Genomic DNA, 26,049 nt, shown 5'->3' on the forward strand with positions numbered 1-26,049 from the left:
AGAGGAGGGCGGCGAGATGGTGCGCCTGCTGCACACGGCTGACTGGCAGATCGGCCTGACCCGCCGCTTCCTGGAGCCCGAGGCGCAGGCCCGCTTCAGCGCGGCGCGGGTGGAGGCGATCCGCGCCGTCGGGCGGGTAGCGGCGCAGCAGGAGTGCGACCTGGTCGTGGTCAGCGGCGACGTGTTCGAGAGCAACCACCTCACCGGCCAGACGGTGCGCCGAGCCCTGGAGGCGCTGAGGGCGGTGCCGGTGCCCGTCTACCTCCTGCCCGGCAACCACGACCCGCTGGACGCGGCCTCGGTCTACCGCTCCGACGTCTTCGTGCAGGAGTGCCCCCCGCACGTGCACGTGCTGGGCACCGCCGGGGTGCACGCGGTGGCGCCGGGGCTGGAGCTGGTGGCGGCTCCCTGGGAGAGCAAGCACCCCGGTCGCGACCTGGTGGGCGAGGTCCTCGACGGGCTGCCGGAGGGGCCCGCCCCCGACGGCGTCGCGCGGGTGCTCGTCGGTCACGGCGGCGTCGACGACTACGACCCCCAGTGGCGCGACGCCGCGACCATCCGCACGTCGCCCCTCTCGGCCGCGCTGGACGAGGGCCGCATCCACTACGTCGCGCTGGGCGACCGGCACTCGCGCACCGCGGTCGCCGGCCGCGACGACATCGCCTACCCGGGCGCGCCGGAGCCGACCCGGGAGTCGGAGGTCGACCCGGGTCACGTGCTCGTGGTCGACGTCGACCCGGGGCGCCCGCAGGGCGACCGCGTGCGGGTGGTGGCGCACCACGTCGCGACGTGGCGCTTCCTCGTGCTCGAGCGGGAGGTCGACGGGGACCCCGACCTGGACGCGCTGGACGACGAGCTGCGGGCCCTCGACCCCAAGGAGCGCACCGTCCTCTTCCTCAACCTGCGCGGCACCCTCACCGTCGCGCAGCACGCCCGGCTCGAGGAGCTGCGGGAGCGTCACCGCGACCACCTCGGGGCGCTGGTCGAGCGCGAGCAGCACCGGCAGGTCGTGGTCGTCTCCGACGACGAGGTATGGCGTGAGCTCGGTCTGGGGGGCTACCTCGCGACGGCGGTCGACCAGATGCAGGAGCAGGCCGGCGCCGGGTCCCCGGCGCGGGAAGGGGCACCGGTGGCGGAGCCGTCCGCCACGAGTGCGCGGAGTGCCCGCGCCGGTGACGGCGGTGTGTCGGCCGCCGCTGCCGGGTTCGTCGTCGGCCGGGCCGACGACGACGAGAGCGCCCGCGACGCGTTGTCGCTGCTCTACCGGCTCAGCAGGAGCAGGTCGTGAGGCTGCACCGGATCACCCTGCGGGACGTGCGCGGGGTCGCCGAGCGCACGGTCGAGATGCCCGAGCGCGGCGTGGTCGTCATCGAGGGGCCCAACGAGATCGGCAAGTCGACCCTGCTGGAGGCCTTCGACCGCCTGCTCGACCTCAAGGCCACGTCCCGCAGCGCCAGGGCGCAGGCCCTGCAGCCCATCGGGCGTGACGTGGGCCCGTTCGTCGAGGCCGAGCTCACCATCGGCGGCGTCCGGGTGCGGCTCGCCAAGCAGTGGCTGCGCAGCCCGCGCACCGAGCTCGAGGTCCTCGGCGAGCGTCCCGAGCAGCTCACCGGGTCGGCCGCCCAGGCCCGCCTGGAGCAGCTCGTCGCCCACCTCGACACCACCCTGTGGGACGCGCTGCGCCTGGCCCAGTCCGACGACGGGACGCTGGTGCCGCTCATGTCCAGCGGTGTCCTGCAGGAGGCCCTGGACACCGCGGCCGACGCCCACCTGCACGACGGTGACGGGGAGCAGGTTCTGGGGCTCGTGGAGGAGGAGTACCTCCGGTACTTCACCGAGCGCACCGGGCGTCCCACCGGTGATTACCGCACCGCCATCGAGGCCTACCACCTGGCCCAGACCGAGGTGGCCGAGGCGCACCGGCGGATGGTCGAGGTCGAGGACCTGCTGGGCCGCCAGGAGCGGGCCCGGCACGCCGCGGGACGCGCCGAGGAGGAGGTCGCCGTCGCCGAGGCCCACCTGCGCACGCAGGAGGACGCCGCCGCGGAGGTCGCGGGGCTCGTGGCGGCCCAGGAGCGGGCCGCGGCCCGGTGGGGTCGCGCCCGGGAGGCCCTCGAGTCGGCGCAGCACGCCCACCGGCGCCGCCAGCAGCGTCTCGAGGGGCTGGCGCACCTGGCCGACGTGGTCGCGGGGCACGAGCAGCGGCGGGCAGACCTCGGCGCGGAGGGTGAGGCGGCGCAGACCGCGCTGGTGTCCTCCCAGGAGGGGCTGGTGGCCGCCGACGGCGTCGTGGAGTCGGCCGAGGAGCTCCTGGACCAGGCCCGCGCGGCTCGTGAGCTGGTGGAACGGCGCCTCCTGCTGGGTCGAGGTCGCGCGGAGCTGCGCGGGCTCGAGCAGCTCGTCCGCGACCTGGATGAGCAGCTGCGGGGCGTGCGCGAGGCACGTGACCGCAGGCCCCGTGTGCCGGTCTCCGAGGCGCAGCGGCGCCAGGTCGAGCGGATGGCGCAGGAGGTCGAGGTGCTCGAGGCCCGCCACCAGGCCGCCAGCGCGTCGGTGCTGGTCGAGGCGTTCGCCCCCGGGGTCAGCCTGGGCCCCGCGACCTCTGCGAGCCCCTCGGGCGCCGCGACCCCGGGCCGGACCGACGTCGAGCCCGGGGCGCGGACCGAGACGAGCGCCACCGACGACCTCGAGGTGCTCGTCCCGGGAGCCGCCCGGGTGGTCGTGCGCTCGCCCGACGCGCCTCGCCGCCGGGCCGAGCTCGAGCAGGCCCGCGCCGCTCTCGAGGCGGCGCTGGGCGATCTGGGCTGCACCGGCGTCGCCGAGGTCTCGACCCGGGCCGACGCCACGGCGGAGGCGGCCGAGCGGCTGCGCCAGGCCGAGCGCGACCTGACCTCGGTGCTCGCCGCGCACGGAGTCACCGGCCACGGCCAGCGGGAGGCCGTCGTCTCGGGAGAGGTGCCGGCGACCCTGCTGGACCGGCTGGCGACGTGTCGTGAGCGGGTGCGCGACCTCGAGGCGGAGGTGGCGGACCAGGCCAGCGACACCTCGGCCACCGGGGTGCGTGAGCAGCAGCCCGGAGACGCGGACGCGCACGCCGCCGCGGACGCGCAGGCCGCCGCGGACGCCGAACGTGCAGCCGGTCGCCAGGTGCGGGAGGCGCGCGAGGCGCGTCGGGCCGCATCCGCGACGGCCGTCTCGGCGCGGGAGCGGGCTGCTGCGGTGAGCGCCGCCCTCGACCGGCTGGACGGGCAGCTCGCCAGCGAGCGGTCGCGCCTGGACCAGGAGGAGCAGCTCCTGCTCCGCGAACGGTCCGAGCAGCCGGACGCCGAGCTCGTCGAGCAGGTCAGGGTCCGGCAGGCGGAGCTGGACGCAGCGCTGGGGGCGGCGCGGCTCGCCGACGAGGCGGTGCGGGGGGCGGACGTCCCTGCTCTGACCGCGCGCGTGCGGGCCGCCCACGAGGCGCTGAGCGTGGCGCGGGGCGAGCTCGACCGGTCGCGCGAGCTGCTGCATACCCTCACCGGGCAGGTGGAGCTGGCCGCCGGCGAGGGGCGGCAGGAGCTCTACTCCCTGGCCGAGGCGGCGCTGGACGACGCCGAGCGGCGTCTCGCGGGTCTGGACCGCCGGGCGCGAGCCGTGCGTCACCTGCGCAGCACCCTGCACGAGCACCGGGAGTCCGCCCACCGGGCCTACGTCCGCCCCTTCACCGTCGCCCTGGAACGGCTGGGCCGTCAGGTCTACGGCCCGAGCTTCGCGGTCACCGTCGACGAGCGGCTCACCGTGCGCTCGCGCACGCTCGAGGGCACCACGGTGCCCTTCGAGGAGCTGTCGGGCGGCGCCAAGGAGCAGCTCGGCATCCTCGCCCGGATAGCGGTCGCCCACCTGGTGGACCCGGCGCAGGGGGTGCCGGTCGTCATCGACGACGCGCTGGGCTACTCCGACCCCCGCCGCCTGCAGCAGATGGGCCGGGTGTTCGCCCTGGCCCGCGGCACGGCCGGTGAGGACGCCCAGGTCATCCTGCTGACCTGCACCCCGGACCGCTACGCCGCGATCCCCGACGCCCACACGGTGCGGCTCGCCGCCTCCTGAGGGTCAGCCCGCCACCCGCGTCGTGGGTGCGTGACGCACCGGGAAGTTCACCGACGAGGCGATGAAGCAGGCCTCGCCCGCCGTCTCGTGCAGCTCCGGCACCAGACCCACGTGGGCGGCGTCCGCCACCGTGACGACCGGTCTCAGCAGGACCTCGGTGAAGTGACCGCCCAGGCCCGACTGCTCCATGGTGCCCACGGGGGTGTCCTCGTAGCCCACGACCGTGACGCCCCGGGTGACGGCGACGTGCAGGAACGACAGCAGGTGGCACTCGCTGAGCGCCGCGACCAGCAGCACCTCGGGGTTCCACCGGGACCGGTCCCCCCGGAAGGCGCGGTCGGCCGACAGCTCGAGATCCGGCAGGCCCGCGCCGCGGGCGAGCACCGAGCGGTCGTAGTCGCGGTAGCCGGTCGTCCCCGTGCCCCGGTCACCCGTCCACGTGAGCTCCAACGCGTAGGTGTGCGTCGCCATGACGTCAGCCTCCCACGCCGGAGGATCCGCCGCCCGGGACGGTCTCGGGTCGCGTCAGCCCCGGCGGCTCGTTAGCGTCATGGGCATGACAGATCAGACGAGCATCACCGTCAGCCGCACCATCGACGCCTCCGCCAAGAACGTCTTCGAGGTGCTCACCCTGCCGGACAACCACGTCGCCATCGACGGCTCCGGCTTCGTCCAGTCCGTCGACCAGGGCGACCGCATCACCTCCACCGGGCAGACGTTCCGGATGAACATGACGGGTGACCACATGGGTGGCGACTACCAGACCGACAACCACGTCACCGGCTACGACAAGGACAAGCTGGTTGCCTGGCAGACCGCGCCGGCCGACACCGACCCGCCCGGGTGGGAGTGGGTCTGGGAGCTGACGCCGCAGGGTCCGGACCAGACCGAGGTCCGCCTGACCTACGACTGGAGCAAGGTCACCGACAAGGAGCTGCTCAAGAAGGTCAGCTTCCCCCTCGTCTCCGAGGACGAGATGGAGACCAGCCTCGGCAACCTCGCGGCAGCCACCACCGGCTGAGACCCGCCACACACCCGACGCCCGCCGCGCTCCCGCGCGGCGGGCGTCGCGCGTGCGGCCACGCCCGCATCCGTCCCGGCCGGACCCGGGCCGCGCTCGCAGGCGTGAGATCATGGGGAGGTTCCGGTGCGGCTCACCGGTCCGCCCTCGTAGCTCAGGGGATAGAGCACCGCTCTCCTAAAGCGGGTGTCGCAGGTTCGAATCCTGCCGGGGGCACGTCGTGCGATCAGCCCCCGGGGGACCTCGGTCGGGGGCGCCCGACCCCGCAGGTCGCGGTGGGCCCGTGCCCGGCACGGATGCGCGGCCACGCGGCCGACGAGCGCAGGAGGCAGTCGATGAGCCGCGACCGCGAGGCGGAGTGGGAAGAGCGCCTGGCGCTCCCCGTGATCGTGGCGGCTCTGGCCTCGGTCCCGGCGGTCTTCCTCACGCTCCTGGACGACCCCTACGCCACCGTGGGTGCCGTCACCAACTGGCTCACCGGCGGGGTGCTCCTCGCCGAGACGGTGATCCTGTTCGTCGTCGCCTCGGACAAGCGGTCGTGGGTCCGGCGGAACTGGTGGCTGATCCTGCTCACCGTCGCCGTCGTGCTGGCGGTGGTCCTCGCCGTGGGCCCGGTCCAGCTGCTGCGGCTGCTCCGGGTCGTCGGTGCGCTGCGGTTGATCCGGGCCGGTCGGATCCTCAAGGCCGGTCGGCTGCTGCGCAGGCGCCTGGGGCTGACCGGCCGCTGGCAGCGCGTGCCGGGGGTCCTGGCCACGGCGCTGGTGGCCACCTTCGTCGCCGTGGTGCTGGCCGACCCGACGTCCCAGAGCCGCGTGCTCCTCGCCGAGCTGCTCGGGAGCACGGCGACGACCATCGCCACCGTCGCGGCCGGCCTCGTCCTGGGGGCGGCGACCTTCGCCGTCGTGCGCCAGCGCCGGGAGGTCGACGAGGACGACACCACCGGCTGACCTGAAGCCGCCCCCGGTGCGAGGGCCACGTGGTCAGGCGGTGCCTCCCGAGGTCGTCACTCCGCCCGGGTGACGAACCAGTTGAGCCGGGTGCGCAGGGAGCCCGGGTCGGCGTCCGGCCCGGGCTCGGTGAGGTACTCCTCGAGCATCCCTCCCTCGGCGTCCAGCCCCTCCTGCCGGACCCAGTCGACCACCCGCTGCCAGGACCGGCCGAGGTCGTCGTAGGACCCCTCGTGGACGAGCTGCACGGCGCGCCCGCCCGGCAGCTGCAGGGTGTCGACCGGGGCCGTGGGGATGAAGGCCGCGTCGACCTCGTGCCCGACCTGCACGTCGGTCGTCTCACCGGGCGGGGTGAGGAACCAGGCGAAGGCGGGCCCGGTCGGCTGCAGGTGCTGCCTCTCCAGCTGCAGGCCCATGGTCCGGAAGGCGCTGTCGAAGAAGTCCCGTACCTGCTCCGCCGGGAGTCCGAGCCCGGTGACGACAGCGACGTGCCGCGGCTCGACGGTCACCAGGGCGGGGGTCTGCTCGGTCATGCTCGTCCTCTCGGGTCGGTCGCCGACCACGGTGTGCGCGGCCGGGAACACCGTAGCGGGCCCTGCACCCACCCATGGGGGACACCGCGTGGTGAGGCGGCCGGTCCATCCGGTGGCATCCGTGGTGGTGAGGTCCATCCCCGGATGTCATAGTCATGCCCATGCCCACCCGTCCTCAGCGCGTGCGGCGCTGGCTCAGCCGTCCCGACGTCCGTAGCGACCTGGTCCAGATCCTCAAGAGCGTGCTCGCGGCGGTGGCGGCCTGGCTCATCGCCGACATGCTGCTCGGCCTCGACCAGGCCTTCCTGGCTCCCTGGACGGCGCTGCTCACCGTCCACGCCACCGTCTACCGCACCCTCTCCCGCGGGATGCAGGCGGTGGTGGCCACCTCGGTCGGTGTCGTGCTGAGCTTCCTCGCGGTCCAGGTGGGCGGCCACGGTGCCGTCACCCTGGGGATCGCGCTGCTGTTCGCCATGGTCTTCGCCCGGGTCGGGCTGCTGCGCGACGAGGGCCTGACCGTCGCGACCACCGTGCTCTTCGTCATCACCGCTTCCACCGACACCAGCTGGAGCGGTCTGGGGGACCGGTTGGGCGCGACCGCCATCGGCGTGGCGGTGGCCCTCGTCGTCAACACGGTGGCGGCCGCCCCGCTGCGGGACGAGAGTGCCCGGCAGCAGGTCGAGGAGATCGACCAGGGTCTCGGCCGGCTGCTGCGGGACATGGCGGCGGGGCTGCGCGAGCGAGCGGACGAGCAGCTCACCGGTGACTGGGTGGACCGCACCCGCACCCTGGACCGGCGGCTCGACACCGCCTGGGGTCTGGTCTACGAGGCGCGGGAGAGCGTCTGGGGCAACCCGCGGCGCCGGCGCGCGTCCAGCAGCGAGGAGCTGTCGCGGGTCCTCGGCCGGCTGGAGGAGGGGATCGCGCAGGTGCGCGGGATGGCCCGGCTCGTCTACGAGTCCGCGCTGGTCGCGGAGGAGTGGGACCCCGCCTTCCGCGACCCGTTCATCGAGCTGCTCGACGAGCTGGGTCACCGCATCGAGGACCCGGAGGCCGAGGTCCAGGAGCTCCGCGTGCGGGCCGACCGGCTGGCGTCGGACCTGTCCGACAAGGGGCTGCCCGATCTTCGCTGGCCGCTCTACGGCGGGCTCATCGAGATGGCGCGTGCCGTCATCACCATCGTCGACGACGTGGCGACCTCCTCGGTCGTCCGGCCCCGCTGACGCGCCCACGGGCATACCCTGGGACCTCGGTGACCCCACGAGCGGGAGGCGGCATGAGCAGCGAGGCGATCGACACCACGGTCCCGCCCAGCGGCACCGGGTGCGTGGAGTGCCTGGAGGGCGGCGGCTGGTGGGTCCACCTGCGACGGTGCGCGCGCTGCGGGCACGTCGGGTGCTGCGACTCCTCGCCCGCACGGCACGCCACCGCCCACGCGCGCGGTACCGGGCACCCCGTCGTGCAGAGCTTCGAGCCCGGCGAGGACTGGTTCTGGGACTACGGCCAGGGTGCGGTCGTGCCCGGGCCGCAGCTGGCCGCGCCCACGAGCAGACCGGTGGACCAACCCGTGCCCGGCCCCGCCGGTGCGGTGCCACCGGACTGGCGCGCCCGCCTCGGGTGACCCGGCCGGGCAGGAGGCCGCACCGGCGGCCGTGCCCGGTCCTGCGATAGTGCTCGCATGAGCGAGCCGGGGAACGACACCACCGCGGTGCAGTCGCGCACCGTGCTGACCCTGATGGGCAGCCAGACCCTGGGCGGCATCGGGGTGGCCAGCGGCATCGCCGTCGGCGCGATCGTCGCCGCGGACGTCAGCGGCCGCGACGCGCTGTCCGGCCTCGCGACGACCACGCAGGTCCTCGGCGGAGCGCTCTTCACCATCCCGGTGGCCGCGCTCATGGGGCGACGCGGCCGCCGCGCGGGGCTCGCCGCCGCCTACCTCGTCGGCGGGGTCGGGGCCGCGCTGGCCATCACCGCCACCACGGTCGGGGCCTTCTGGCTGCTGCTCGTCGGCACCACCCTCTTCGGCGCCTCGACCACCGCCAACAGCCAGGCCCGGTATGCCGCGACCGATCTCGCCGTCCCCGAGCGCCGGGGGCGACAGCTCAGCTGGGTGGTCTGGGCGACGACCATCGGCTCGGTCCTCGGGCCGAACATGGTGGGGCCCGGCAAGGCCGTCGCCGGCGCGCTCGGGCTGCCCCCGCTCGCCGGTGCCTGGGTGTTCTCCTGCACCGGTTTCCTCCTGGCCGCGCTGCTGCTGCACCTCGCGCTGCGCCCCGACCCGTTGCTGACCGCCCGCCGGCTCGCCGGGGTGGACACCGACCGCCCGCCGGGGCGGCAGGGCAACGTGGCCGACGGGCTGCGGATCATCGCGGCCACCCCCACGGCGCTGTGGGCCACCTCGGCCGTCACCGTCGGGCACGTCGTCATGGTGTCGGTCATGGTCATGACCCCGCTGCACATGCGGCACGGGCAGGCCGAGATCGAGCTCATCGGGCTGGTCATCAGCCTGCACATCCTCGGGATGTACGGCCTCGCCCCCGTCACCGGCCAGCTCACCGACCGCCTCGGGGCGCGCCCCGTCGTCCTTCTCGGCGTCGGCCTGCTGGTGCTGGCCTGCGCCCTGTCGGCCCTGAGCCAGGACGGTTTCTCCGCGGGCCTCACCGCGGGGCTGGTGCTGCTCGGCCTGGGGTGGTCCTGCACCTTCGTGGCCGGGTCCGGCACCGTCGCGGGAGCCGTGCCCGTCCAGGACCGTGCCTCGGTGCAGGGGGCCGCCGACCTCGTCATGGGGCTCACGGCCGCCCTCGGCGGCGCCCTGGCCGGGGTCGTCATGGACGTCTTCGGGTATGCCGTGCTCTGCGCGGTCGCCGCGCTCGCCGCGGCCGGGCTCGCGGCGTACACGGTGGCGCGGGGCGAGCACGAGCGCCGCCCGGTAGGGGTGTAGCCCCCCGGCGAGGTGTGGCGGAGGACGGCGTGACGTCCGGGAGTCGTTAGCCTGTGTCGGTGAGCTCGCTGCGCCCCCCGAACACCCTCGACGAGTCCCGTGTCGAGGCCGTCCAGCGTGCCCGCACGCGCTGGCGCCACGAGGTCGCCGAGCTCGGCGGCGCCAACACGCTGCTGTGGCACCGCACCTCCCTCACCGGCACCTTCGACCTCAACCTCGCCCACCCCGGCGGGGTCGCCAAGCTGCTGTCGGGGCGCCCCACCCCGTTGTCGGACCTGGTCCGCGAGCAGGTGGCCTTCACCGACGCGGCCCGCCGGCTCGGCGGCATCCGCGACAAGGTCACCGAGATGCGCCGCGAGCACGGCCTGGAGACCAGCTTCCTCGCCATCGGGCTCGCGACCTGGACGCTGCACCGGGTGCCGGTGCCGCCGCGCGCGCCCGTCCTGCTGCGGGCCTGCACCATCACCCCCACCGACGCCGCGCACTCCGACTTCGTCCTCGAGCTGCACGAGGACGTCGTCTTCAACCCGGTCCTCGAGCACTACCTGCGCAGCGAGGCCCACCTGCAGCCCGACCCGGCGCTGCTGGCCGGGCTGTCCGCGCAGAGCCACGGCTTCGACCCCCGGTTGACGTACCGGGCGCTGGAGGACATCTGCGTCGAGATGGCCGGGTTCGCCATCGGGCCGCAGATGGTCATCAGCACCTTCCCCTGGGCCAAGCTGCCCCTGGTCACCTCCTACACCGGCGACCCCGAGCCGCTCGCCACCCACGACGTCGTCGCGGCGCTGGCGGGAGCGGACGTGCAGCTGCCCCCCTCCTCGCCGGACCCCCAGCGGGCCGACGACCCGGCCCGGGAGCTCAGCGCCCTGGACGCGGACGCCTCCCAGCGGCTGGTCGTCGACGAGGTGTCCCACGGGGGCAACCTCGTGCTCGACACCCCGGCGGGCACCGGCGCGACCCAGACGATCGCCAACGTCGTGGTCGGTGCGCTCTCGGAGGGCCGCACGGTCATGGTCTGCTCGGAGGACCGCACCTCCCTGCAGGCCCTGCAGCGGCGCCTCGAGCACGTCGGGCTGGGAGACCTGTGCCTCCACCTGGCCGAGGACCCCGCCTCGATGCGGCAGACGCTGGCCCGGGTGCGGCATACCCTCGACCACCTGCCGGGCGAGGACGAGCCGGACCTCGGCCCCGACCCGCTGCCGGCCCGCGCCGACGCCCTCTCGGTGCTGCGCCGCGAGCAGGAGGTGCTGCACCGTGAGCACGCGCCCTGGGCGCTGAGCCTGGCGCGCACCGAGGACGACCTCGCCGCGCTCGCCACCCTCGACCACCCGCCGGCCTCCCGGGTGCGGCTGCCGCTCGACGTCCTCGGTGAGCTCCCCGAGGAGGAGCTCTCCGCGGTCACCGACGCCCTCATCGAGGCGGCCGACTGCGGCGCCTGGTCGGCGGCCCGCACCGAGGACCCCTGGTATGCCGCGCGCCTGACCAGCGAGGACGACGCCGCCCGGGCCACCGAGATCGTGGGGCGACTGGTCGCCGGGGAGTTCAGCACGGCGCGCGAGCAGGCCGACGCCGTCTGCCGGACCGCGGGCATGCCGCCGCCCGCCACCCTCGCGCAGTGGGCGCACCGGCTGGGCCTGGTCGCGCGGGCGAGCGAGACCCTCGACCACTTCTCCCCGAGCATCTACGACGCGCCGCTGGACGACATGGTCGCCGCGACCGCGGACCGTGACGCCGTGGAGCAGCGCCCCGGCGCGGTGGCGCGCGCCCGGCTGCGTCGACAGGTGCGCCAGCAGCTGCGTCCCGGCACCCCGCCGCCGGACCTCGCCCACCGGGTGCGGATGGCCCGCGACGAGCGTCGCGAGTGGGAGGAGGTGGCCGGCAAGGCCGCCCGCCCCGCGGCGCCGGAGGGGTGGGACGACGCGCTGGCCGCGCACGCCCCCGTGGGCGAGGACCTCGCCTGGCTCGAGCAGGTGCTGGTCGGGACCTCGGCCGGTCACGAGCTGTCGACCACCCACCTCGACACGGTGCTGGAGCGTCTCGTGCGCCTCGACGCGCGCGCCGAGCGCGCGGTCGTCGCCGCCCAGGCGCACCCCCTGCTGGCGCCGCTGCGCGAGCGTGGGCTCGGCGAGCTGGTCGACGACCTGGCCCGTCGCGGGGTGCCCGCCGACCGGGTCGCGCCCGAGGTGCGCTTCGTGCACCGCAGCTCGGTGCTCGACCACCTGACCTCCGACTCCGTGCCGCAGCAGGTCGGCGGCGAGGCCGTCCGGGAGGCCGAGCGGTCCTTCCGCGCCGCGGACCGTGCCCACCTGCAGCGCAACGCGCTGCGCGCACGGCGCGCGGTGCTGCGTCGGCTGCGGCGGACGCTCACCGGGCACGCCTCCCAGCTCGGTGCCTGGCAGCGTGCGCTCGACGCGAGCCGGGTCGGCGCCGTCGACGCCCGCGACATCATCAGCAGGGCCCCCGACGTCGTGCTGGCCGCTGCCCCGGTGCTGCTGACCAGCCCGCTCGCGGTGCCGGCGGTCCTGCCGCCGGACCTCACGGTGGACCTGGTGGTCGTCGACCGCGCGGGGCGCACGACCACGGCACGGTCGGCGCCGGCGCTGGCGCGTGGCCGCCAGGTGCTCATCGTCGGCGACAGCGGTGGCCCGGGCCCCCGTGACTTCTCGGTCGTGGCCGACCCGCGGGCCGAGGCGGCGCCGGGCACGACGTCCGCGCCGTCCCTGCTGCGGGACGCGTCGGGGGTGCTGCCGGTCCGCCACCTGGCGGTGCACTACCGCGCCCTCGACCAGGGTCTCGTCGCGCCGTTGGCCCCGCTCATGCCGCGGCCCGTGCACTCCTTCCCCGGCGTGCACCGTCACCCCGCCGTGCGGGAGCACGTGGTCCAGGGGCACATCAGCATCCGGGTCGAGACGGCCGTACGGCTGGTGCTCAAGCTCGCCCGGTCCGGGCCGGGCAGCCTGCTCCTCGTCACCGACGACGACGCCGGCGCCGAGGACGCGGGGATCGCGCTGCGCCAGGCCATGCGCGGCGGTGACCTGCCGACCTCGCTCTCCGACGACGAGCAGGACAGCGAGGCCTTCCTCGTGCTGCCGGTCCACCGGGTGGCGGGGCAGACGAGGGACCGCGTGGTGTGGCTGGCCTCGCCGGAGAGCGTCGCCGCGCCGGAGAGCGCCGGCGCGGTGCTCTCCGCGGCACGGCGCAGCGTCGACCTCGTGACCGAGACGCCGGTCGACGCGTGGCCGGAGGCGACCGGCCACGGCGCGCGCATCATCGCCCGGGCCATGGTGCCGGACGCGGAGGAGCACGGCCACGACTCGGCGGTCCTCGCCGAGCTGGTGCGCCGGCTGCGGGCCGAGGGTCTGGACGTGCGGGAGGGTGTCGGCCACGGACCGCACGCGGTCGACCTCGCCGTCGTCGCCGAGGACGACCCCCAGCGCTACGCCGTGGCCGTCGACGGCGACTCCCGGCCGGGCGCCGCCGGTGGCCCGGGCAGGGACGACGTGCGCCTGCGCCACGAGCAGCTGACGAGGATGGGCTGGAGCCCCGTCCGGGTCCGCACCACGGACGTCTTCACCGACCCGGCGCGCGAGGTCGCCCGGGTCCTGCACGCCCTGCGCGAGCAGCCGCGGCGCTGATGGGCGCGACCGAGGGTGCCGCGGCCCGGGATGGTGCACCCGGGCGCCCTCCGCGCCGACGGCATACCCGTCGCCGCGTGGTCGCCCCGCCCACCAACCCCGCCGCCGACCAGACCGACGAGGCTCCTGCTCCCGGTCGCCGGGATCCCGGGACGGCCGGTCGAGGGCGGCGGGGCGGCGCCCCGGCCCGGCTGGACCCGCGTGACACCTGGATCCTCGAGCAGCGCCCCCCGCACTGGGACTAGCGACCACCCCACCCCGCACAGGACGCGTGCTCAGGCCGCACAGGACGCGTGCTCAGGCCGCACCGGACGCGCGGTCAGCCCGCACAGGACGCGCGGTCAGGCCGCACCGGTGCCGTCAGGTGCGGGGCTACCGGGCGTCCGGGGCGGGCGTGGTGGTGCCGGGGGTCCGGCCGGCCAGCAGGTCGCGGATCTCCCGCAGGGTCGCGACCTCCTCGGAGACGACCTCGGCCTCGGCCTCCTTGTGGCGGTTCACGTGCTCGGTGAACCGGTTCATCGGGCCGACCAGCACGAAGTAGACGACCGCCGCGGTGATGAGGAAGACGATGATCGCGTTGATGATCGCCGCGAAGTCCATCGCGGTGTCGGGCCGGCCGTTGACGATCTCGAACTTCAGACCCTCCACCTCCGCGCCGCCGGCGGCGTTGAGCAGCGGGGTGATGACGTTGGAGACGATGGTGTCGACGACGGCGGCGAAGGCCGACCCCACGACGACCGCGACGGCCAGCTCGATGACGTTGCCGCGCATGATGAAGTCTCTGAAGCCGGTGAGCATGGCCTCTCCTCTCGGTGCGTGCGCGCGGCAGGCCGCTGCGCACGTGCTGGTGTCGGACGTGGGTGGCCCGCGCCGTGCCCGGCCCCTGGCGCCACGGCAGGGAGTATAGGCAGAGCCGGGCCGCCCGCCCGCGCCTATCGAGGGGGCGGCCGCAGCGCCAGGAGCAGCGCGGCGCCGACCGGGTCCGCCCCGCGGGCGGCGGCCAGCGCGCCCGCCGTGCTCTCGTCCACGGCCAGCCACACCCCCGGCGCCTCCCCGGCACGGGCCTGCAGGACCAGAGCCTCCTCGGCGACCACGGTGCCGTCCACCGGCGAGTGCACGTCGACCTCGTCCCCGGCCGCGAGCGCTTCGGCGACGACGCCGTCGCCCAGCGGCACGAAGACGGCCACCCTCCCCGGGAGGCCCTCGAGCAGCCCGGAGGTGCGCAGGTCGCCACCGGTCAGCACCTCTCCTGCCTGCAGCGGGACGGCCAGCCGCGCGCCCTCCGCGGGCGGGTGGTCCAGGGCGCCGGCGGGGAGGGCCGTCGGCGGCAGTCGACGCACCTCGGTGTCCCCCTCCCGCAGGCCGGCGCCGACGGGGAGCATGCGGGTGGCCACGACGACCGGCACGTCCTCCGGCCCGGGCCGGGACAGGACGAGGTGGAGGCCACCACCGACGACGGCCGCCGCCAGCACGGCCGCCACCCAGCGGCGGGCCGAGGGCAGGGCGCGCACGTGCTGCAGCCGCCTGCCGCGTCGTCGGCGGGCGGGGCGTCCGGCGGGTGGGGTCACCCCGGCGACGCTAGGCGCCGGACCCCGGCGGGGACAGGGTTCAGGCCGAGCCTGTGGACGACGAGCCGGACCCCGCGGAGGATGTGGACGACGCCGTCCCGCCAGACCCCTTCTGGGACGACGAGGGGGCCCCGCCCGAGCCGCTCGTGTCGGAGCCGCCCGACCCGGAGCCACCCTTGTCCGACCCGCTCGAGGCAGACCCGCCGGACGACCCCCCGGAGGCCGACCCGCTCTCGGAGCCACCCTTGTCCGACCCGCCGGAGGAGGATCCCCCGCCCGAGCCCGACCCGGAGCCCGAGCTCCGCGAGTCGGTCCGGTAGAAGCCCGACCCCTTGAAGACGACGCCGACGGCGCTGAAGACCTTGCGCAACCTGCCCTCGCACTCGGGGCAGACCGTCAGGGTGTCGTCGGTGAAGGCCTGCTGGATGTCGAAGGCGTGGCCGCAGTCCTTGCAGGCGTATGAATACGTGGGCACGAGCCGGGATTCTACGTCGCCTCCCTGCCCACCCGCGCACCGTCACCTAGGCTGGGGGCCGTGCCCCGTCCCCTCTGGCAACGTCTGGCCGTGCCCGTCGCCGCGATCCTCGTGGTCGTCGTGGTCGCCACGGCCGTCATCGCCGTCGGCCTGACCCGGCGGGGGTTCCCGCAGGTCTCGGGGGAGCAGGAGGTGGCCGGTCTCGACGCCGAGGTGGAGGTGGTCCGGGACGACCTGGGCGTCGCGCACATCTACGCCGACACCGCCGAGGACCTCTTCCGGGCGCAGGGCTACGTCGCCGCCCAGGACCGGTTCTTCCAGATGGACCTGCGGCGGCACATCGTCAGCGGCCGGCTCTCCGAGCTGGTGGGCGAGGGCGGCCTGGAGACCGACAAGGTCATCCGGACGCTGGGGTGGCGGAGGGTCGCCGAGCAGGAGCTGTCCCTGCTCTCGCCCGAGGCGCGGACCTACCTCGCCGCCTACGCCGCCGGCGTCAACGCCTACATCGACAGCCGCAACGGCCCCTCGAACCTGGGCCTGGAGTACGTCCTCCTCTCCTCCAGCGCCCCCGGCTACACCGTCCGCCCGTGGGACGAGGTCGACTCCCTCGCCTGGCTCAAGGCCATGGCCTGGGACCTGCGCGGCAACTACGCCGACGAGCTGGCGCGCGGGCGCCTCGTCGGCCAGGTCTCGCTGGACCAGCTCGAGACGCTCTACCCCGACTACCCCTACGACGAGCACCCGCCGATCCTGGACCGCAGCGAGTGGACCCCGCCGCAGAGCTCGCCGCGCGGGGTGACCGACAGCCGCGGCGGGGCCCGGGGCACGGTCCTCGCGCCGGTGCCCGGCCAGGAGGACGCGGCCGACCTCTCGGGCCGCGGCGAGCCGGTGGCCCCCGACGGCCCGATCCTGGACGAGACGCGGCAGTGGCTCGCGGGGTCGCCCCAGGACGCCTTCGCCGACACCACGACCGCCCTCGCGGCCGTGCCCGAGCTCATGGGCTCCGGCGAGGGCATCGGCTCCAACTCGTGGGTCGTCTCCGGCGACCACACGGAGACGGGTATGCCGCTGCTCGCCAACGACCCGCACCTCGCCATCTCCCAGCCCGGGATCTGGATGCAGAGCGGTCTGCACTGCCGCGAGCTGAGCGAGGAGTGCCCCTTCGACGTCACCGGCTTCACCTTCGCCGGCCTGCCCGGGGTCGTCATCGGCCACAACCGGTCCATCGCCTGGGGCTTCACCAACCTCGACCCCGACGTCACCGACTTCTACCTCGAGGACACCGTGGACGACACGGTCCTGCGGGACGAGGACTACGTCGCCATGGACGTCCGCACCGAGACCATCCGGGTGGCCGGCGGCGACGACGTCGAGCTCACGGTGCGGGAGACCTCGCACGGGCCGATCGTCTCCGACGTGCTGGAGGCGGCCGGGGCCATGGGCGACAACGGCCCGCTCGACGGCGTCGCCACGTCGCGGGACTTCGAGGTGGCCCTGCGCTGGACCGGGCTGGAGCCCGCCCGCACCGCCGAGGCCGTCTTCGCCCTCAACGCGGCCAGCGACTGGGAGGAGTTCCGCTCCGCGGCCGAGCTCTTCGCGGTCCCCTCGCAGAACCTCCTCTACGCCGACACCGAGGGCAACATCGGCTACCAGGCGCCGGGCCTGGTGCCGGTCCGGCGCAGCGCCACGCACGCGACCCCGCCCGGCTACTACCCGGCGCCCGGCTGGGACGACCAGTACGCCTGGCGCGGGTGGGTCGACTTCGACGACCTGCCGACGGCCTACAACCCCGAGGACGGCATGATCGTCGCCGCCAACCAGGCGGTCGTGCGGGGCACCACCCCGTTCCTCACGACGGAGTACGACAAGGGCTACCGCTCGACGCGCATCCTGGAGCTGCTGCAGCAGCACCTGGGCGAAGGCCCGCTCACCAGCGCCGACATGAACGAGATCCAGCTGGACGACACCAGCACCTTCGCCCTCGACCTCGTGCCCTTCCTCACCGCGGTCGACCTCGAGGGGGAGTTCTACACCGAGCCGCAGGCCATGCTGCGCGACTGGGACGGCACCTCGCCGGCGGACGGCGAGCAGACCGCAGCGGCCGCCTACTTCTACGCCGTCTACGACAACCTGCTCGAGGCGGTCTTCGACGACGAGCTGCCGCCCGACCTGGGCGCGACCGGCAACTCCCGGTCGATGCAGATCATGGCCGACCTCATGGCCTCGCCGGAGAGCGTCTGGTGGGACGACCAGCGCACCCCCGGCGTCGTCGAGTCCCGGGACGAGGTGCTGCGGACCGCGCTGGTCGACGCGCGCCTCGACCTCACCCGGCAGATCTCCAAGGACCCCGCCGACTGGACGTGGGGTGAGCTGCACCGGGCCCACCTCCGGCACCAGGTGCTGGGTGACGAGGGGATGCCCGGAGTGGTGCAGGACATCGTCAACCGCGGTCCGTTCCCCGTCCCGGGCAGCAGCGCCATGGTCAACGCGATGAACTGGGACGCCGCCACCGACAGCTTCGACGTCACCTCGGCGCCCTCCATGCGGATGGTCGTCGACCTGGCGGACCTGGACGCCTCCACGTGGGTCAACCAGACGGGCACCTCAGGGCACCCGTTCCACCCCAACTACGACGACCAGACCCGGGCCTGGATCGAGGGCGACACCTACCCGTGGGCCTTCACCCGGGCCGCCGTCGACGAGGCCGGCAGGCAGACGCTCACCCTGCTGCCCGGCGAGGGCTGATCAGCCCAGCGGGACGGGCTGCACCCCCGTCGAGGGGCGCAGCACCGCGTCGACCACGGCGTCGTGGTCGGCCGCCGGCACCTGTGGGACGACCTCGTGGTCGTGCAGCACCAGGACGACCTGAGCGCCCCCGCTGAGCTCGCGCATCCGCGGGAGCACGGTGTCGTAGTAGCCCCCGCCCTGCCCGAGCCGCACCCCCGCGGTCGACACCGCCAACCCCGGCACGAAGGCCAGGTCCACCGCCCGCAGGGCGTCCTCGCCCAGCGGGGTCCGGCCCGCGTCGTCGAGGTCGGCCCAGTCCAGCCGGGGCCGATCGAGGGTCAGCGGCACCAGCACCCGGACCCCCGCGCGTCGCAGCGCGTCGGTCAGCCCGTCGACCGGTGGCTCGGTGCGCATCGGCTCGTAGGCGGTGACCGTCAGGCCCGCGACGTCGTCGCGGCCCCGGCCCGCGGCATACCGGCGCAGATGCCCGACCCCGGCCTCGGCAAGGGCCTGCGCGACCCCCGACCGCTCCTGCTCGCCCCAGCCCCGGACGAGCTCGCGCCGGGCCGCGCGCACCAGGGACCGCCAGGCCGCCTTGTCGGCGACCACGTCGCCGCTGGGGCGGAAGGCCGGCAGCGCACCACTCATGGGGCCCGATTGTGGCGCATGCTCCTAGGGTGGGGCCATGAGATCCGTCGACGAGCACCTCGACGCCGTGCTGGCCCAGATCGAGCCGGTCGCCGCCGTCACCCTGCCGGTCCGCCGCGCCCTCGGACTGGTCACCACGGCGGACGTCCGCAGCCTGGCCGACCTGCCCCGCTTCGACAACTCCTCGATGGACGGGTATGCCGTGCGCCGCGCCGACCTCGACGGCGCCTCCCCGGAGAGCCCCGTCGTGCTGCCGGTCGCCGGCGACATCGCGGCGGGCGACCAACGGCGACATACGCTGGCACCGGGCCAGGTGTGGCGGATCATGACCGGCGCGCCGCTGCCGGAGGGCGCCGACGCCGTCGTCAAGGTCGAGGACACCGACGCCCATCCGCACGAGCCGCAGCTGCGGGTGCAGCCCGACGAGGGCGCCAACATCCGGCGGGCGGGGGAGGACGTGCACGCCGGGGACCTCGTGCTGTCCGCGGGCAGCCGGGTCGGCGCCGGTCAGATCGCGGCGCTGCTCTCGGCCGGGGTGCACGAGGTCGAGGTCGTCGGCCCCGTGCGGGTGGCGATCCTGTCCACCGGTGACGAGCTGGTTCGACCCGGCGAGCCGGTCGGACCGGGACAGATCGTCGACTCCAACGGGCCCATGCTCGAGGCTCTCGTGCGCGAGGCCGGGGCCTACGTCGTCCACGTGGGTCACCTGCCGGACGACGAGGGCGCCACCCGTCGCCAGGTGCACCGCCAGCTCGAGCACGCGGATCTCGTCATCACCACGGGCGGGGTGAGCAAGGGCGAGTTCGACATCGTCAAGAAGGTGCTCACGGGCGAGGGGTCCATGGAGTTCGTCGAGGTGGCGATGCAGCCCGGGAAGCCGCAGGGGTTCGGGGTGCTCGGGCGTCGCGACGTGCCGGTCTTCACGCTGCCCGGCAACCCGGTGAGCACGCTCGTCAGCTTCGAGGTCTTCGTCCGCCCGGCGCTGCAGCGCCGGGCGGGCCGTCGCGAGGGGGGCCGCCTCGCGACCGGTCTCGCCACGCAGGGGTGGCGCAGCTCGCCGGAGCGGCAGACCTACACCCGCGTCCGGGTGGACCGGGACCCCACGGGGGCGTATGCCGTCTCCCCGGCGGGCGGGGCCGGCTCGCACCTCGTCGCCCCGCTCGCGACCGCCGACGCCCTCGCCGTCTCCGACCCCGAGGCCACCGAGGTCGCGGCCGGGTCCGAGGTGGACCTCATCCTGCTGCGCCCGCGCGCCGAGATCGACGCCCGCCTGAGCGACGACGCCGAGCGCGCCGTGGCGGAGCGCGACCGGGCTGGTGGGGCGCCGCACGGGGACGGGCGATGACCGACCGGCTCACGCACCTGCGGGCCGACGGCACGGCCTACATGGTGGACGTCAGCGGCAAGGAGGTGACCGCCCGCACGGCGACCGCCCGGGGCCGGGTGGACCTGTCCGCCGAGGCCGTCGAGGCGCTGCGCGGGGGGACCGTGCCCAAGGGCGACGCCCTCGGCGTGGCCCGGGTGGCCGGCCTGCAGGCCGCCAAGCGCACCCCCGACCTCGTCCCGCTGTGCCACCCCGTCGCGATCCACGGCGTGGAGGTGGACCTCGAGGTCGACGACGACGGGGTGGAGATCCGGGCGACGGTGCGCACGGCGGACCGGACCGGCATCGAGATGGAGGCGCTGACCTGCGTCAGCGTCGCCGCCCTCACGCTCATCGACATGGTCAAGGCGGTCGACCGGCTCGCCGTCGTGACCGGTGTGCGGGTGGTCGCGAAGTCGGGCGGGCGCTCCGGGGACTGGGTGCGCGAGGAGTGAGCTGGGCCTGGCCGACGCGGGTGCGTCACGAGCTGCCGGACGGGCGCCGGCTCACCCTGCGTGGCCTGACCCGCGGCGACCGGGCCGAGTGGGAGGACCTGCGGCAGCGCAACGCCGCCTGGCTCCGCCCGTGGGAGTCCACCGCGCCGGAGGACCGTTCGCGCTCGCTGCCCTTCCACCCGATGCGGCGGGTCCTGGACCGCGGCGCCCGCGACGGGCTGCTCCTGCCGTTCGTCATCGACGTGGACGGGCGGATCGTCGGCCAGATGCAGCTCTTCGACGTCCTGTGGGGTGCCCGCCGGTCAGGGTGGGCGGGCTACTGGCTGGACCGCGGGGCCACCGGACGCGGGACCGCCACCTGGGCGCTGGCCGCACTGGTCGACCACGCGCTGCTCGAGGTGGGCCTGCACCGGGTCGAGGTGGCGGTCCGCCCCGAGAACACCGCGTCCCTGGCCGTCGTGGCCCGGCTCGGCCTGCCCGAGGAGGGGCTGCAGCGCGGCCTCATGCACGTCGACGGGAGGTGGGCCGACCACCGGTCCTTCGCGGTCCTCCTCGGCGACCTGCGACCCGGCGGGTACGCCCCCGGCGGGCTCGTCGCGCGCCTGCACGGCAGGGCCGGCTGAGGCGCACCCCTCGGGCCCGTGTGCGGTCCTAGCCCCCACAGGGCCACGACCGCGCACAGCTCAGGGGCCGCGCCCCGCGTCGTGCGCGATGGTGGCCAGCACAGGGCCATGAACCCGCACGGCCGGCCCGCCACAGGAGAAACTCCCGCGACACTCCGGCGGCCTCATCGGATCGCCCTGGCGGGGCGCATACCGTGATCACGTGCCCCCGGTCAGCAGCCTCATCTTCGTCGTCATCCTGGCGGTGTGGGCGGTCTACCTGGTGCAGCACTGGGTGCGCCGACGCGAGCACCTCGCGACCGCCCGCTCGGTCGACCGCTTCTCCGAGGCCATGCGGGTCCTGGAGCGCCGCCGGGCGCTGCCCCGGCCCGACGTGGCCGACCCGGCCCCCGCCGCCTACACCGTCTCGCCGCTGCGCCCGGCCCGCCCCGAGGTCACCGTCAAGAGGGGCGGCAGCGCCGCTCCCGCCCGGCAGCCCGTGGGTGCCACCGCCGTCCGACCGGGCCCGGCCGTGCGGCACGCCCGCCGCGCCGCCCGGCTGCGGGCCGTGGCGCTGCTCACCGCCTCGGCCGTCATGGTCACCCTCGTCTGCCTCGGCGTGAGCCCGGTGCTCGGGTGGTGGTGGAGCTTCGTCGGTGTCGGCGTGCTCGCCGCGACCCTGCTGCTCGTGCGCCGGTCCGCCCGGGCCGACCGCAGCCGCCGCGCCGCCACCCGGTCGAGGGCCCGGGCGTTCGCCCCTGCGGTGGACGAGCGCGGGTCGCGGCGCCCGGCGACCGCCTCCCAGGGACGCCCCGCGCGCACCTCACCCCCGGTCGTCGAGGACGGCACCACGACCACCGGCACCGCGCCGGTCAGCACCACCCCGCAGGCGGAGGAGTCGCCGCTCGCCGCGCAGGCCCGGGCGGCCGCCGGCGTCGCCACCGCCCGCCCGGCCCGCCGGGCCACCGAGCCCGCCCACGAGCCGGCCCGCCCGGCCCTGTTCGACATCGACGAGGTGGAGGCGGGTCTCGCGCCGGTCGTCGCACCGGAGGCCGCGTTGGCCGAGGAGGCCATCGAGGCCCCGCCCGGCTCGTGGAGCCCCACCCCGGTGCCACCCCCGACCTACACGCTCAAGGCACGGGCCTACCGGGGCGCGCCGCAGCCCTCGAGCGGCGCGCGCGAGCTCCCGGCGGACGGCACCGAGATGGCGCTGGACGAGGAGTTCGAGGACCTCCCGCGCATCGACCGCGTGGGCTGATCCCCCGCCGCCGCGGGTTTGGGTCGGCGCCCTCCCGGTCTGTATAGTCGGGTCTCGCACACGGGGCTGTGGCGCAGTTGGTAGCGCGTCTCGTTCGCAATGAGAAGGTCAGGGGTTCGATTCCCCTCAGCTCCACCGGAGAACCGGAGACGGCCCCGCCTGACGGCGGGGCCGTTTCTCGTCCCCCGGGGCGCGACCCGCCGCGCCCGCACTACGCTGACCGGCACGAGCGGACGACCCGGCACCGTGCGTGCCCGACCCACGAAGGAGCCAGCCATGGCCGTCGACCTGCGGGGACGCAGCCTGCTGTCCCTGGTCGAGGAGTCTCCGGAGGAGATCCTCGCGCTGCTGGACCTCGCCGCCGAGCTCAAGGCGGCCAAGCGGGCCCGCACCGAGGAACGACGCCTGGTCGGCCGGTCCATCGCCCTCGTCTTCGAGAAGACCTCCACCCGCACCCGCAGCGCCTTCGAGGTGGCGGCCGCCGACCAGGGCGCGGCGACGACCTACCTCGACCCGCGCAGCAGCCAGATCGGGCACAAGGAGTCCATCAAGGACACCGCCCGCGTGCTGGGGCGGATGTACGACGCGATCCAGTACCGCGGCTCGGCCCAGGCCACGGTGGAGGAGCTCCACCGGTATGCCGGGGTGCCGGTCTACAACGGCCTCACCGACGAGTGGCACCCGACGCAGATGCTGGCCGACGCCCTCACCATGCGCGAGCACGTCGGCAAGCCGTGGTCCGAGACCTCCTTCGCCTACCTCGGTGACGCCCGCAACAACACCGGTCACTCGCTGCTGCTGCTGGGCGCCAAGCTGGGCTGCGACGTGCGCATCGGCGCACCCCGCGAGCTGCAGCCCGCCCCGGACGTCGTGCGGCTGTGCGAGCAGGTCGCCGAGCGGACCGGCGCGCGGCTGACGGTGACCGCAGACCCGCGCGAGGCGGTCGCGGGGGTCGACGCGGTGCATACCGACGTCTGGGTGTCGATGGGGGAGCCGGCGACCGCCTGGCAGGAGCGCATCGACCTGCTGCTGCCCTACCAGGTGGACCGCGCGATGATGGACGCGACCGACAACCCGGCGGCGGTCTTCATGCACTGCCTGCCGGCCTTCCACGACACCGACACCCAGGTGGGGCAGGAGCTCATGACCACGTATCCCGAGCTGACCGGTGGGCTGGAGGTCACCGACGAGGTCTTCGAGTCGGAGGCCAGCATCGTCTTCGACCAGGCGGAGAACCGCCTGCACACCATCAAGGCGCTCCTGGTGGCGACGCTCGCGTGACGGTGACCCAGCCCTCGTCGCTGCCCGCGGACGCACCGCTGCAGGAGCCGGCGCACCAGGTGAGCCCCCGGGCGGTGCGCTACTGGGCGCTGCAGGGGTTCCTGGGCGCCGTCGTCGTCTGGGCCGTCCTCTTCGCGGTCTACTGGTTCGTGCCCGACGGGGTGAGGCAGTGGCTCGGGCCGGTCTTCGTGGCCGTCATCGTCTACACCGTCGTGGAGCAGGCGCTGGAGCCGCTCATCCGCTACCGCCGCACCCGGTGGGAGGTGACCGGGGAGCGCGTCTTCGCCCAGACCGGTTGGCTGTCGCGCGACCAGCGCATCGCCCCGCTGTCCCGGGTGCAGACCGTGGACACCGAGCGCGGGCCGCTCATGCGCATCTTCCGGCTCGCCAACGTCACGGTCACCACCGCCTCGGCGGCCGGGCCGATCCGGCTGACCTGCCTCGACACCGACGTGGCCGACCGGGTCACCGCCGAGCTCGCGAGGGTGACCGGGCAGACGCGCGGCGACGCGACGTGACCGCGCTGCCGCCCCCCACCGGCGAACCGCTGGCCGTCGAGGACCCGGGCACGCCGCCGGTCCCGCCCGGCGTGGGTGGGGCGCAGGACTGGCAGCGGCTGAGCCCCCGCATGCTGCTCGTCCACCCGGTCCGGGCGCTCATGTCGATGCTCGTGCCGCTCGTGCTGGTCAGCATCGGCGCGAACCAGGGGGACAACGGCGTCGGCCTGTGGTTCGTCGTGGTCGGCGGTGTCCTCGCGCTCGTCTTCGGGGTGCTGGCCTGGTTCTTCACCCGCTACCGCTTCACCCCCGAGCAGCTGCAGCTGCGCACCGGGGTGCTCAGCCGCAAGGTGCTGACAGCGCCCCTGGACCGCATCCGCAGCGTCGACCTGGAGTCCACCCCGATCCACCGCGTCCTCGGGCTGACCAAGGCCAAGGTCGGGACGGGGGTCGACAGCACCCAGATCGAGCTGGACGGGCTCACCCGCGACCAGGCCGCGGCGCTGCGCGTCTACCTGCTGCAGCGCTCCGCCGCTGCCGACGTGGAGGCGACCGACCCCGCCGCCGGGCAGGAGCCCGGGGAGGAGGCCCACGGGGCCCGCGCCGGGTCGGCGTCGCGGCGCGGTCAGGACACCGAGCTGGCGCGCATCGACTGGGGGTGGCTGCGGTATGCGCCGTTCAGCCTGTCCAGCCTCGTCGTCGTGGCCGGGGCCTTCGGTGTCCTCGCGCAGTTCGGCGACGAGCTCCCGGTCGACGAGACCGAGGTGGCCCAGCAGGCCTGGGGCTGGGTCGCGGCGCAGGCGGTGGCCGTGCTGGTCGCCGGCGTCGCGGTCGTCGTGGTCCTCGGCTGGGTGGTGCTCTCCACGGCCTCCTACGTCCTCAACTGGTGGAACCTGCGTCTCGTGCGGGAGGCCGGCGGCAAGATCCGGACCACCCGGGGCCTGCTCACCACCCGCAGCCAGACCATCGAGGAGACCAAGGTCCGGGGCGTCCGGATGACCGAGCAGTTCCTCCTGCGCTTCGTGCGCGGTGCCGAGCTCACCGCCCTGGCCACGGGGGTCGGCGGCGAGGGCACCGCCCGACTGCTGCCGCCGGCGCCGCGCCGCGTCGTGCAGGAGGTGGGGCACGCGCTGCTGGACGAGGACGGGCCGCTGACGATGACGCTCACCGGGCACGGTCCGCGGGCCCGCCGCCGCATCCACGTGAGCAGGCAGTGGGGGACGCTCGTCCTCGCGGTGCTCGTGGCCGTGCCGACGTGGTGGCTGGACGTCGGGTGGTTCGGGACGTGGCCGTGGTGGCTGCCGTTCGCCGTCCTCGTCGGGCTCGGGCTGCTGAACGCCGTCGTCGCCGAGCAGGCGTGGCGCAACCTCGGGCACGCCCTCACCGACCGGCACCTCGTGGTGCAGACCGGGGCGCTCATCCGCACCCGGGAGGTCCTCGAGCGGGCGGGGGTCATCGGCTGGGTGGTGCACCAGGGCCTCTTCCAGCGCCGGCTCGGGCTGGCCGACCTGACCGCCACGACCGCGGCTGGCCCGGAGCGCGTGGTGGCCCCCAACATCCCGCTCGGCCTGGCCCTCGACCTCGCCGACGCCACGACCCCGGGAATGCTCGAGGGCTGGCGGGCGTAGAGCAGGTCATGGGTGACTTCGTGGACCTGCCCGAGGACGCGGCGGTGGACGACCACGCCCGCTACGACCGCGCCACCTTCGCCTTCGAGACCAAGGACTACGTCCGGGCGGCCACCCTCCTGGAGCCGTTGGCCGAGGCCGAGCCCGGCAACGCCCAGGTGCGGCTGCTGCTGGCCCGCAGCTACTACCACTCCGCCCGCCTCGGGCGTGCCGAGACCGAGCTGCGCGCGATGGTGGAGCGCTGGCCGAGCGACGCCTACGCCCACCTCGTCCTGGCCCGGACCCTGCAGCGCGCCGGGCGCGCCGAGGAGGGTGCGCCCCACCTCAAGATCGCCGAGGCGATGGGCCTGGAGGCCTGAGCGCACGGCATACCCGCAGGGGCGC

24 protein-coding genes and 2 tRNA genes are annotated in these 26,049 nt (G+C 75.1%); 20 read left to right on the plus strand and 6 right to left on the minus strand.

Going from position 1 to position 26,049, the window contains the following annotated elements; all coding sequences use genetic code 11:
- Window positions 1–16 precede the first annotated feature (16 nt).
- Together EUS26_RS07610 and EUS26_RS07615 are read left to right on the plus strand one after the other, a co-directional pair.
- A complete protein-coding gene (locus EUS26_RS07610; RefSeq protein WP_130012776.1) occupies window positions 17–1,288 on the plus strand; it encodes a metallophosphoesterase family protein in 1,272 nt (423 codons plus the stop codon).
- A complete protein-coding gene (locus EUS26_RS07615; protein ID WP_130012778.1) occupies window positions 1,285–4,086 on the plus strand; it encodes an AAA family ATPase in 2,802 nt (933 codons plus the stop codon). Before EUS26_RS07610 ends, EUS26_RS07615 begins: the two co-directional genes overlap by 4 nt.
- A 3-nt stretch (window positions 4,087–4,089) precedes the next feature.
- On the opposite strand, the gene EUS26_RS07620 is transcribed toward EUS26_RS07615, so the two are convergent.
- Window positions 4,090–4,557, minus strand: a complete 468-nt coding sequence (locus EUS26_RS07620) for an OsmC family protein (protein WP_130012780.1) — start codon at window positions 4,555–4,557, stop codon at window positions 4,090–4,092.
- An 85-nt stretch (window positions 4,558–4,642) separates the two neighbouring features.
- Between EUS26_RS07620 and EUS26_RS07625 the strand changes: the two genes are divergently transcribed.
- The 3 genes from EUS26_RS07625 to EUS26_RS07635 all read left to right on the plus strand — a co-directional run bounded on the left by EUS26_RS07625 (window position 4,643) and on the right by EUS26_RS07635 (window position 6,054).
- On the plus strand, window positions 4,643–5,107 hold the full coding sequence (locus EUS26_RS07625; protein WP_130012782.1) for an SRPBCC family protein: 465 nt from the start codon (window positions 4,643–4,645) through the stop codon (window positions 5,105–5,107).
- Between the two features lie 143 nt (window positions 5,108–5,250).
- Window positions 5,251–5,323 (plus strand) — tRNA-Arg (locus EUS26_RS07630).
- A 119-nt stretch (window positions 5,324–5,442) separates the two neighbouring features.
- Window positions 5,443–6,054 (plus strand): hypothetical protein, encoded by a 612-nt coding sequence (locus tag EUS26_RS07635; protein ID WP_130012784.1) that lies wholly within the window; start codon window positions 5,443–5,445, stop codon window positions 6,052–6,054.
- Window positions 6,055–6,110: 56 nt separating this feature from the next.
- On the opposite strand, the gene EUS26_RS07640 is transcribed toward EUS26_RS07635, so the two are convergent.
- On the minus strand, window positions 6,111–6,587 hold the full coding sequence (locus tag EUS26_RS07640; protein WP_165368542.1) for a GyrI-like domain-containing protein: 477 nt from the start codon (window positions 6,585–6,587) through the stop codon (window positions 6,111–6,113).
- A gap of 161 nt (window positions 6,588–6,748) precedes the next feature.
- Between EUS26_RS07640 and EUS26_RS07645 the strand changes: the two genes are divergently transcribed.
- The 5 genes from EUS26_RS07645 (at window position 6,749) to EUS26_RS17310 (ending at window position 13,408) form a co-directional block, all read left to right on the plus strand.
- Window positions 6,749–7,810, plus strand: a complete 1,062-nt coding sequence (locus tag EUS26_RS07645) for an FUSC family protein (RefSeq protein ID WP_165368543.1) — start codon at window positions 6,749–6,751, stop codon at window positions 7,808–7,810.
- A 53-nt stretch (window positions 7,811–7,863) separates the two neighbouring features.
- A complete protein-coding gene (locus tag EUS26_RS07650) occupies window positions 7,864–8,208 on the plus strand; it encodes a UBP-type zinc finger domain-containing protein (RefSeq protein WP_130012790.1) in 345 nt (114 codons plus the stop codon).
- A gap of 57 nt (window positions 8,209–8,265) precedes the next feature.
- On the plus strand, window positions 8,266–9,528 hold the full coding sequence (locus EUS26_RS07655) for an MFS transporter (protein WP_130012792.1): 1,263 nt from the start codon (window positions 8,266–8,268) through the stop codon (window positions 9,526–9,528).
- A 59-nt stretch (window positions 9,529–9,587) separates the two neighbouring features.
- Entirely contained in the window at window positions 9,588–13,163 is a 3,576-nt protein-coding gene (locus EUS26_RS16915) for a DUF4011 domain-containing protein (RefSeq protein WP_165368544.1), read from the plus strand.
- A 77-nt stretch (window positions 13,164–13,240) separates the two neighbouring features.
- Window positions 13,241–13,408 carry a hypothetical protein gene (locus EUS26_RS17310; RefSeq protein ID WP_238148855.1) on the plus strand — a complete coding sequence of 56 codons (168 nt, stop codon included), beginning with the start codon at window positions 13,241–13,243 and terminating at the stop codon, window positions 13,406–13,408.
- 127 nt (window positions 13,409–13,535) lie between these two features.
- Here EUS26_RS17310 and mscL read toward each other — a convergent pair whose 3' ends face one another.
- The 3 genes from mscL to EUS26_RS07675 all read right to left on the minus strand — a co-directional run bounded on the left by mscL (window position 13,536) and on the right by EUS26_RS07675 (window position 15,206).
- Window positions 13,536–13,961, minus strand: a complete 426-nt coding sequence (mscL, locus tag EUS26_RS07665) for a large conductance mechanosensitive channel protein MscL (protein WP_130012794.1) — start codon at window positions 13,959–13,961, stop codon at window positions 13,536–13,538.
- A 134-nt stretch (window positions 13,962–14,095) separates the two neighbouring features.
- The gene (locus EUS26_RS07670) at window positions 14,096–14,731 is read right to left on the minus strand and encodes an SAF domain-containing protein (protein WP_130012796.1); all 636 of its coding nucleotides are present in this window, start codon (window positions 14,729–14,731) and stop codon (window positions 14,096–14,098) included.
- A 40-nt stretch (window positions 14,732–14,771) separates the two neighbouring features.
- A complete protein-coding gene (locus EUS26_RS07675; protein WP_130012797.1) occupies window positions 14,772–15,206 on the minus strand; it encodes an FmdB family zinc ribbon protein in 435 nt (144 codons plus the stop codon).
- Between the two features lie 60 nt (window positions 15,207–15,266).
- On the opposite strand from EUS26_RS07675, the gene EUS26_RS07680 reads away from it, so the two are divergent.
- Entirely contained in the window at window positions 15,267–17,951 is a 2,685-nt protein-coding gene (locus EUS26_RS07680; protein WP_130012799.1) for a penicillin acylase family protein, read from the plus strand.
- Here the strand turns inward: EUS26_RS07680 and EUS26_RS07685 are convergent, their stop codons facing one another.
- Window positions 17,952–18,581, minus strand: coding sequence for a 5-formyltetrahydrofolate cyclo-ligase (locus tag EUS26_RS07685; RefSeq protein ID WP_130012801.1), 630 nt, complete (start codon window positions 18,579–18,581; stop codon window positions 17,952–17,954).
- A 37-nt stretch (window positions 18,582–18,618) separates the two neighbouring features.
- Between EUS26_RS07685 and EUS26_RS07690 the strand changes: the two genes are divergently transcribed.
- The 9 genes from EUS26_RS07690 to EUS26_RS07730 all read left to right on the plus strand — a co-directional run bounded on the left by EUS26_RS07690 (window position 18,619) and on the right by EUS26_RS07730 (window position 26,024).
- The gene (locus EUS26_RS07690) at window positions 18,619–19,926 is read left to right on the plus strand and encodes a molybdopterin molybdotransferase MoeA (protein ID WP_130012803.1); all 1,308 of its coding nucleotides are present in this window, start codon (window positions 18,619–18,621) and stop codon (window positions 19,924–19,926) included.
- Window positions 19,923–20,399, plus strand: coding sequence for a cyclic pyranopterin monophosphate synthase MoaC (gene moaC, locus EUS26_RS07695; protein WP_130012805.1), 477 nt, complete (start codon window positions 19,923–19,925; stop codon window positions 20,397–20,399). Before EUS26_RS07690 ends, moaC begins: the two co-directional genes overlap by 4 nt.
- A 20-nt stretch (window positions 20,400–20,419) precedes the next feature.
- On the plus strand, window positions 20,420–21,022 hold the full coding sequence (locus tag EUS26_RS07700) for a GNAT family N-acetyltransferase (protein WP_238148856.1): 603 nt from the start codon (window positions 20,420–20,422) through the stop codon (window positions 21,020–21,022).
- A gap of 202 nt (window positions 21,023–21,224) precedes the next feature.
- Window positions 21,225–22,259 carry a hypothetical protein gene (locus EUS26_RS07705; protein WP_130012808.1) on the plus strand — a complete coding sequence of 345 codons (1,035 nt, stop codon included), beginning with the start codon at window positions 21,225–21,227 and terminating at the stop codon, window positions 22,257–22,259.
- A gap of 62 nt (window positions 22,260–22,321) precedes the next feature.
- Window positions 22,322–22,394 (plus strand) — tRNA-Ala (locus EUS26_RS07710).
- Window positions 22,395–22,535: 141 nt separating this feature from the next.
- Window positions 22,536–23,540, plus strand: a complete 1,005-nt coding sequence (gene argF / locus EUS26_RS07715) for an ornithine carbamoyltransferase (protein WP_130012810.1) — start codon at window positions 22,536–22,538, stop codon at window positions 23,538–23,540.
- 2 nt (window positions 23,541–23,542) lie between these two features.
- Window positions 23,543–24,058, plus strand: a complete 516-nt coding sequence (locus EUS26_RS07720) for a PH domain-containing protein (RefSeq protein WP_202865082.1) — start codon at window positions 23,543–23,545, stop codon at window positions 24,056–24,058.
- Entirely contained in the window at window positions 24,055–25,665 is a 1,611-nt protein-coding gene (locus EUS26_RS07725; protein WP_130012812.1) for a PH domain-containing protein, read from the plus strand. Before EUS26_RS07720 ends, EUS26_RS07725 begins: the two co-directional genes overlap by 4 nt.
- 8 nt (window positions 25,666–25,673) lie before the next feature.
- The gene (locus EUS26_RS07730) at window positions 25,674–26,024 is read left to right on the plus strand and encodes a tetratricopeptide repeat protein (protein WP_130012814.1); all 351 of its coding nucleotides are present in this window, start codon (window positions 25,674–25,676) and stop codon (window positions 26,022–26,024) included.
- Window positions 26,025–26,049 lie beyond the last annotated feature (25 nt).

Source organism: Serinicoccus sediminis (genome assembly GCF_004153545.1).
In the GTDB taxonomy this organism is placed as follows: Bacteria; Actinomycetota; Actinomycetes; order Actinomycetales; family Dermatophilaceae; genus Ornithinicoccus; species Ornithinicoccus sediminis_A.

What these genes read in the sequence shown, in the direction of transcription:
- moaC (WP_130012805.1), top strand. Translation starts at nt 19,923, where the DNA reads ATGACCGACCGGCTCACGCACCTGCGGGCCGACGGCACGGCCTACATG.
- mscL (WP_130012794.1), bottom strand. Translation starts at nt 13,961, where the DNA reads ATGCTCACCGGCTTCAGAGACTTCATCATGCGCGGCAACGTCATCGAG.
- EUS26_RS07610 (WP_130012776.1), top strand. Translation starts at nt 17, where the DNA reads ATGGTGCGCCTGCTGCACACGGCTGACTGGCAGATCGGCCTGACCCGC.
- EUS26_RS07645 (WP_165368543.1), top strand. Translation starts at nt 6,749, where the DNA reads ATGCCCACCCGTCCTCAGCGCGTGCGGCGCTGGCTCAGCCGTCCCGAC.
- EUS26_RS07730 (WP_130012814.1), top strand. Translation starts at nt 25,674, where the DNA reads ATGGGTGACTTCGTGGACCTGCCCGAGGACGCGGCGGTGGACGACCAC.
- EUS26_RS07625 (WP_130012782.1), top strand. Translation starts at nt 4,643, where the DNA reads ATGACAGATCAGACGAGCATCACCGTCAGCCGCACCATCGACGCCTCC.
- EUS26_RS07655 (WP_130012792.1), top strand. Translation starts at nt 8,266, where the DNA reads ATGAGCGAGCCGGGGAACGACACCACCGCGGTGCAGTCGCGCACCGTG.
- EUS26_RS07640 (WP_165368542.1), bottom strand. Translation starts at nt 6,587, where the DNA reads ATGACCGAGCAGACCCCCGCCCTGGTGACCGTCGAGCCGCGGCACGTC.
- EUS26_RS07685 (WP_130012801.1), bottom strand. Translation starts at nt 18,581, where the DNA reads ATGAGTGGTGCGCTGCCGGCCTTCCGCCCCAGCGGCGACGTGGTCGCC.
- EUS26_RS07635 (WP_130012784.1), top strand. Translation starts at nt 5,443, where the DNA reads ATGAGCCGCGACCGCGAGGCGGAGTGGGAAGAGCGCCTGGCGCTCCCC.
- EUS26_RS07690 (WP_130012803.1), top strand. Translation starts at nt 18,619, where the DNA reads ATGAGATCCGTCGACGAGCACCTCGACGCCGTGCTGGCCCAGATCGAG.
- EUS26_RS07620 (WP_130012780.1), bottom strand. Translation starts at nt 4,557, where the DNA reads ATGGCGACGCACACCTACGCGTTGGAGCTCACGTGGACGGGTGACCGG.
- argF (WP_130012810.1), top strand. Translation starts at nt 22,536, where the DNA reads ATGGCCGTCGACCTGCGGGGACGCAGCCTGCTGTCCCTGGTCGAGGAG.
- EUS26_RS07650 (WP_130012790.1), top strand. Translation starts at nt 7,864, where the DNA reads ATGAGCAGCGAGGCGATCGACACCACGGTCCCGCCCAGCGGCACCGGG.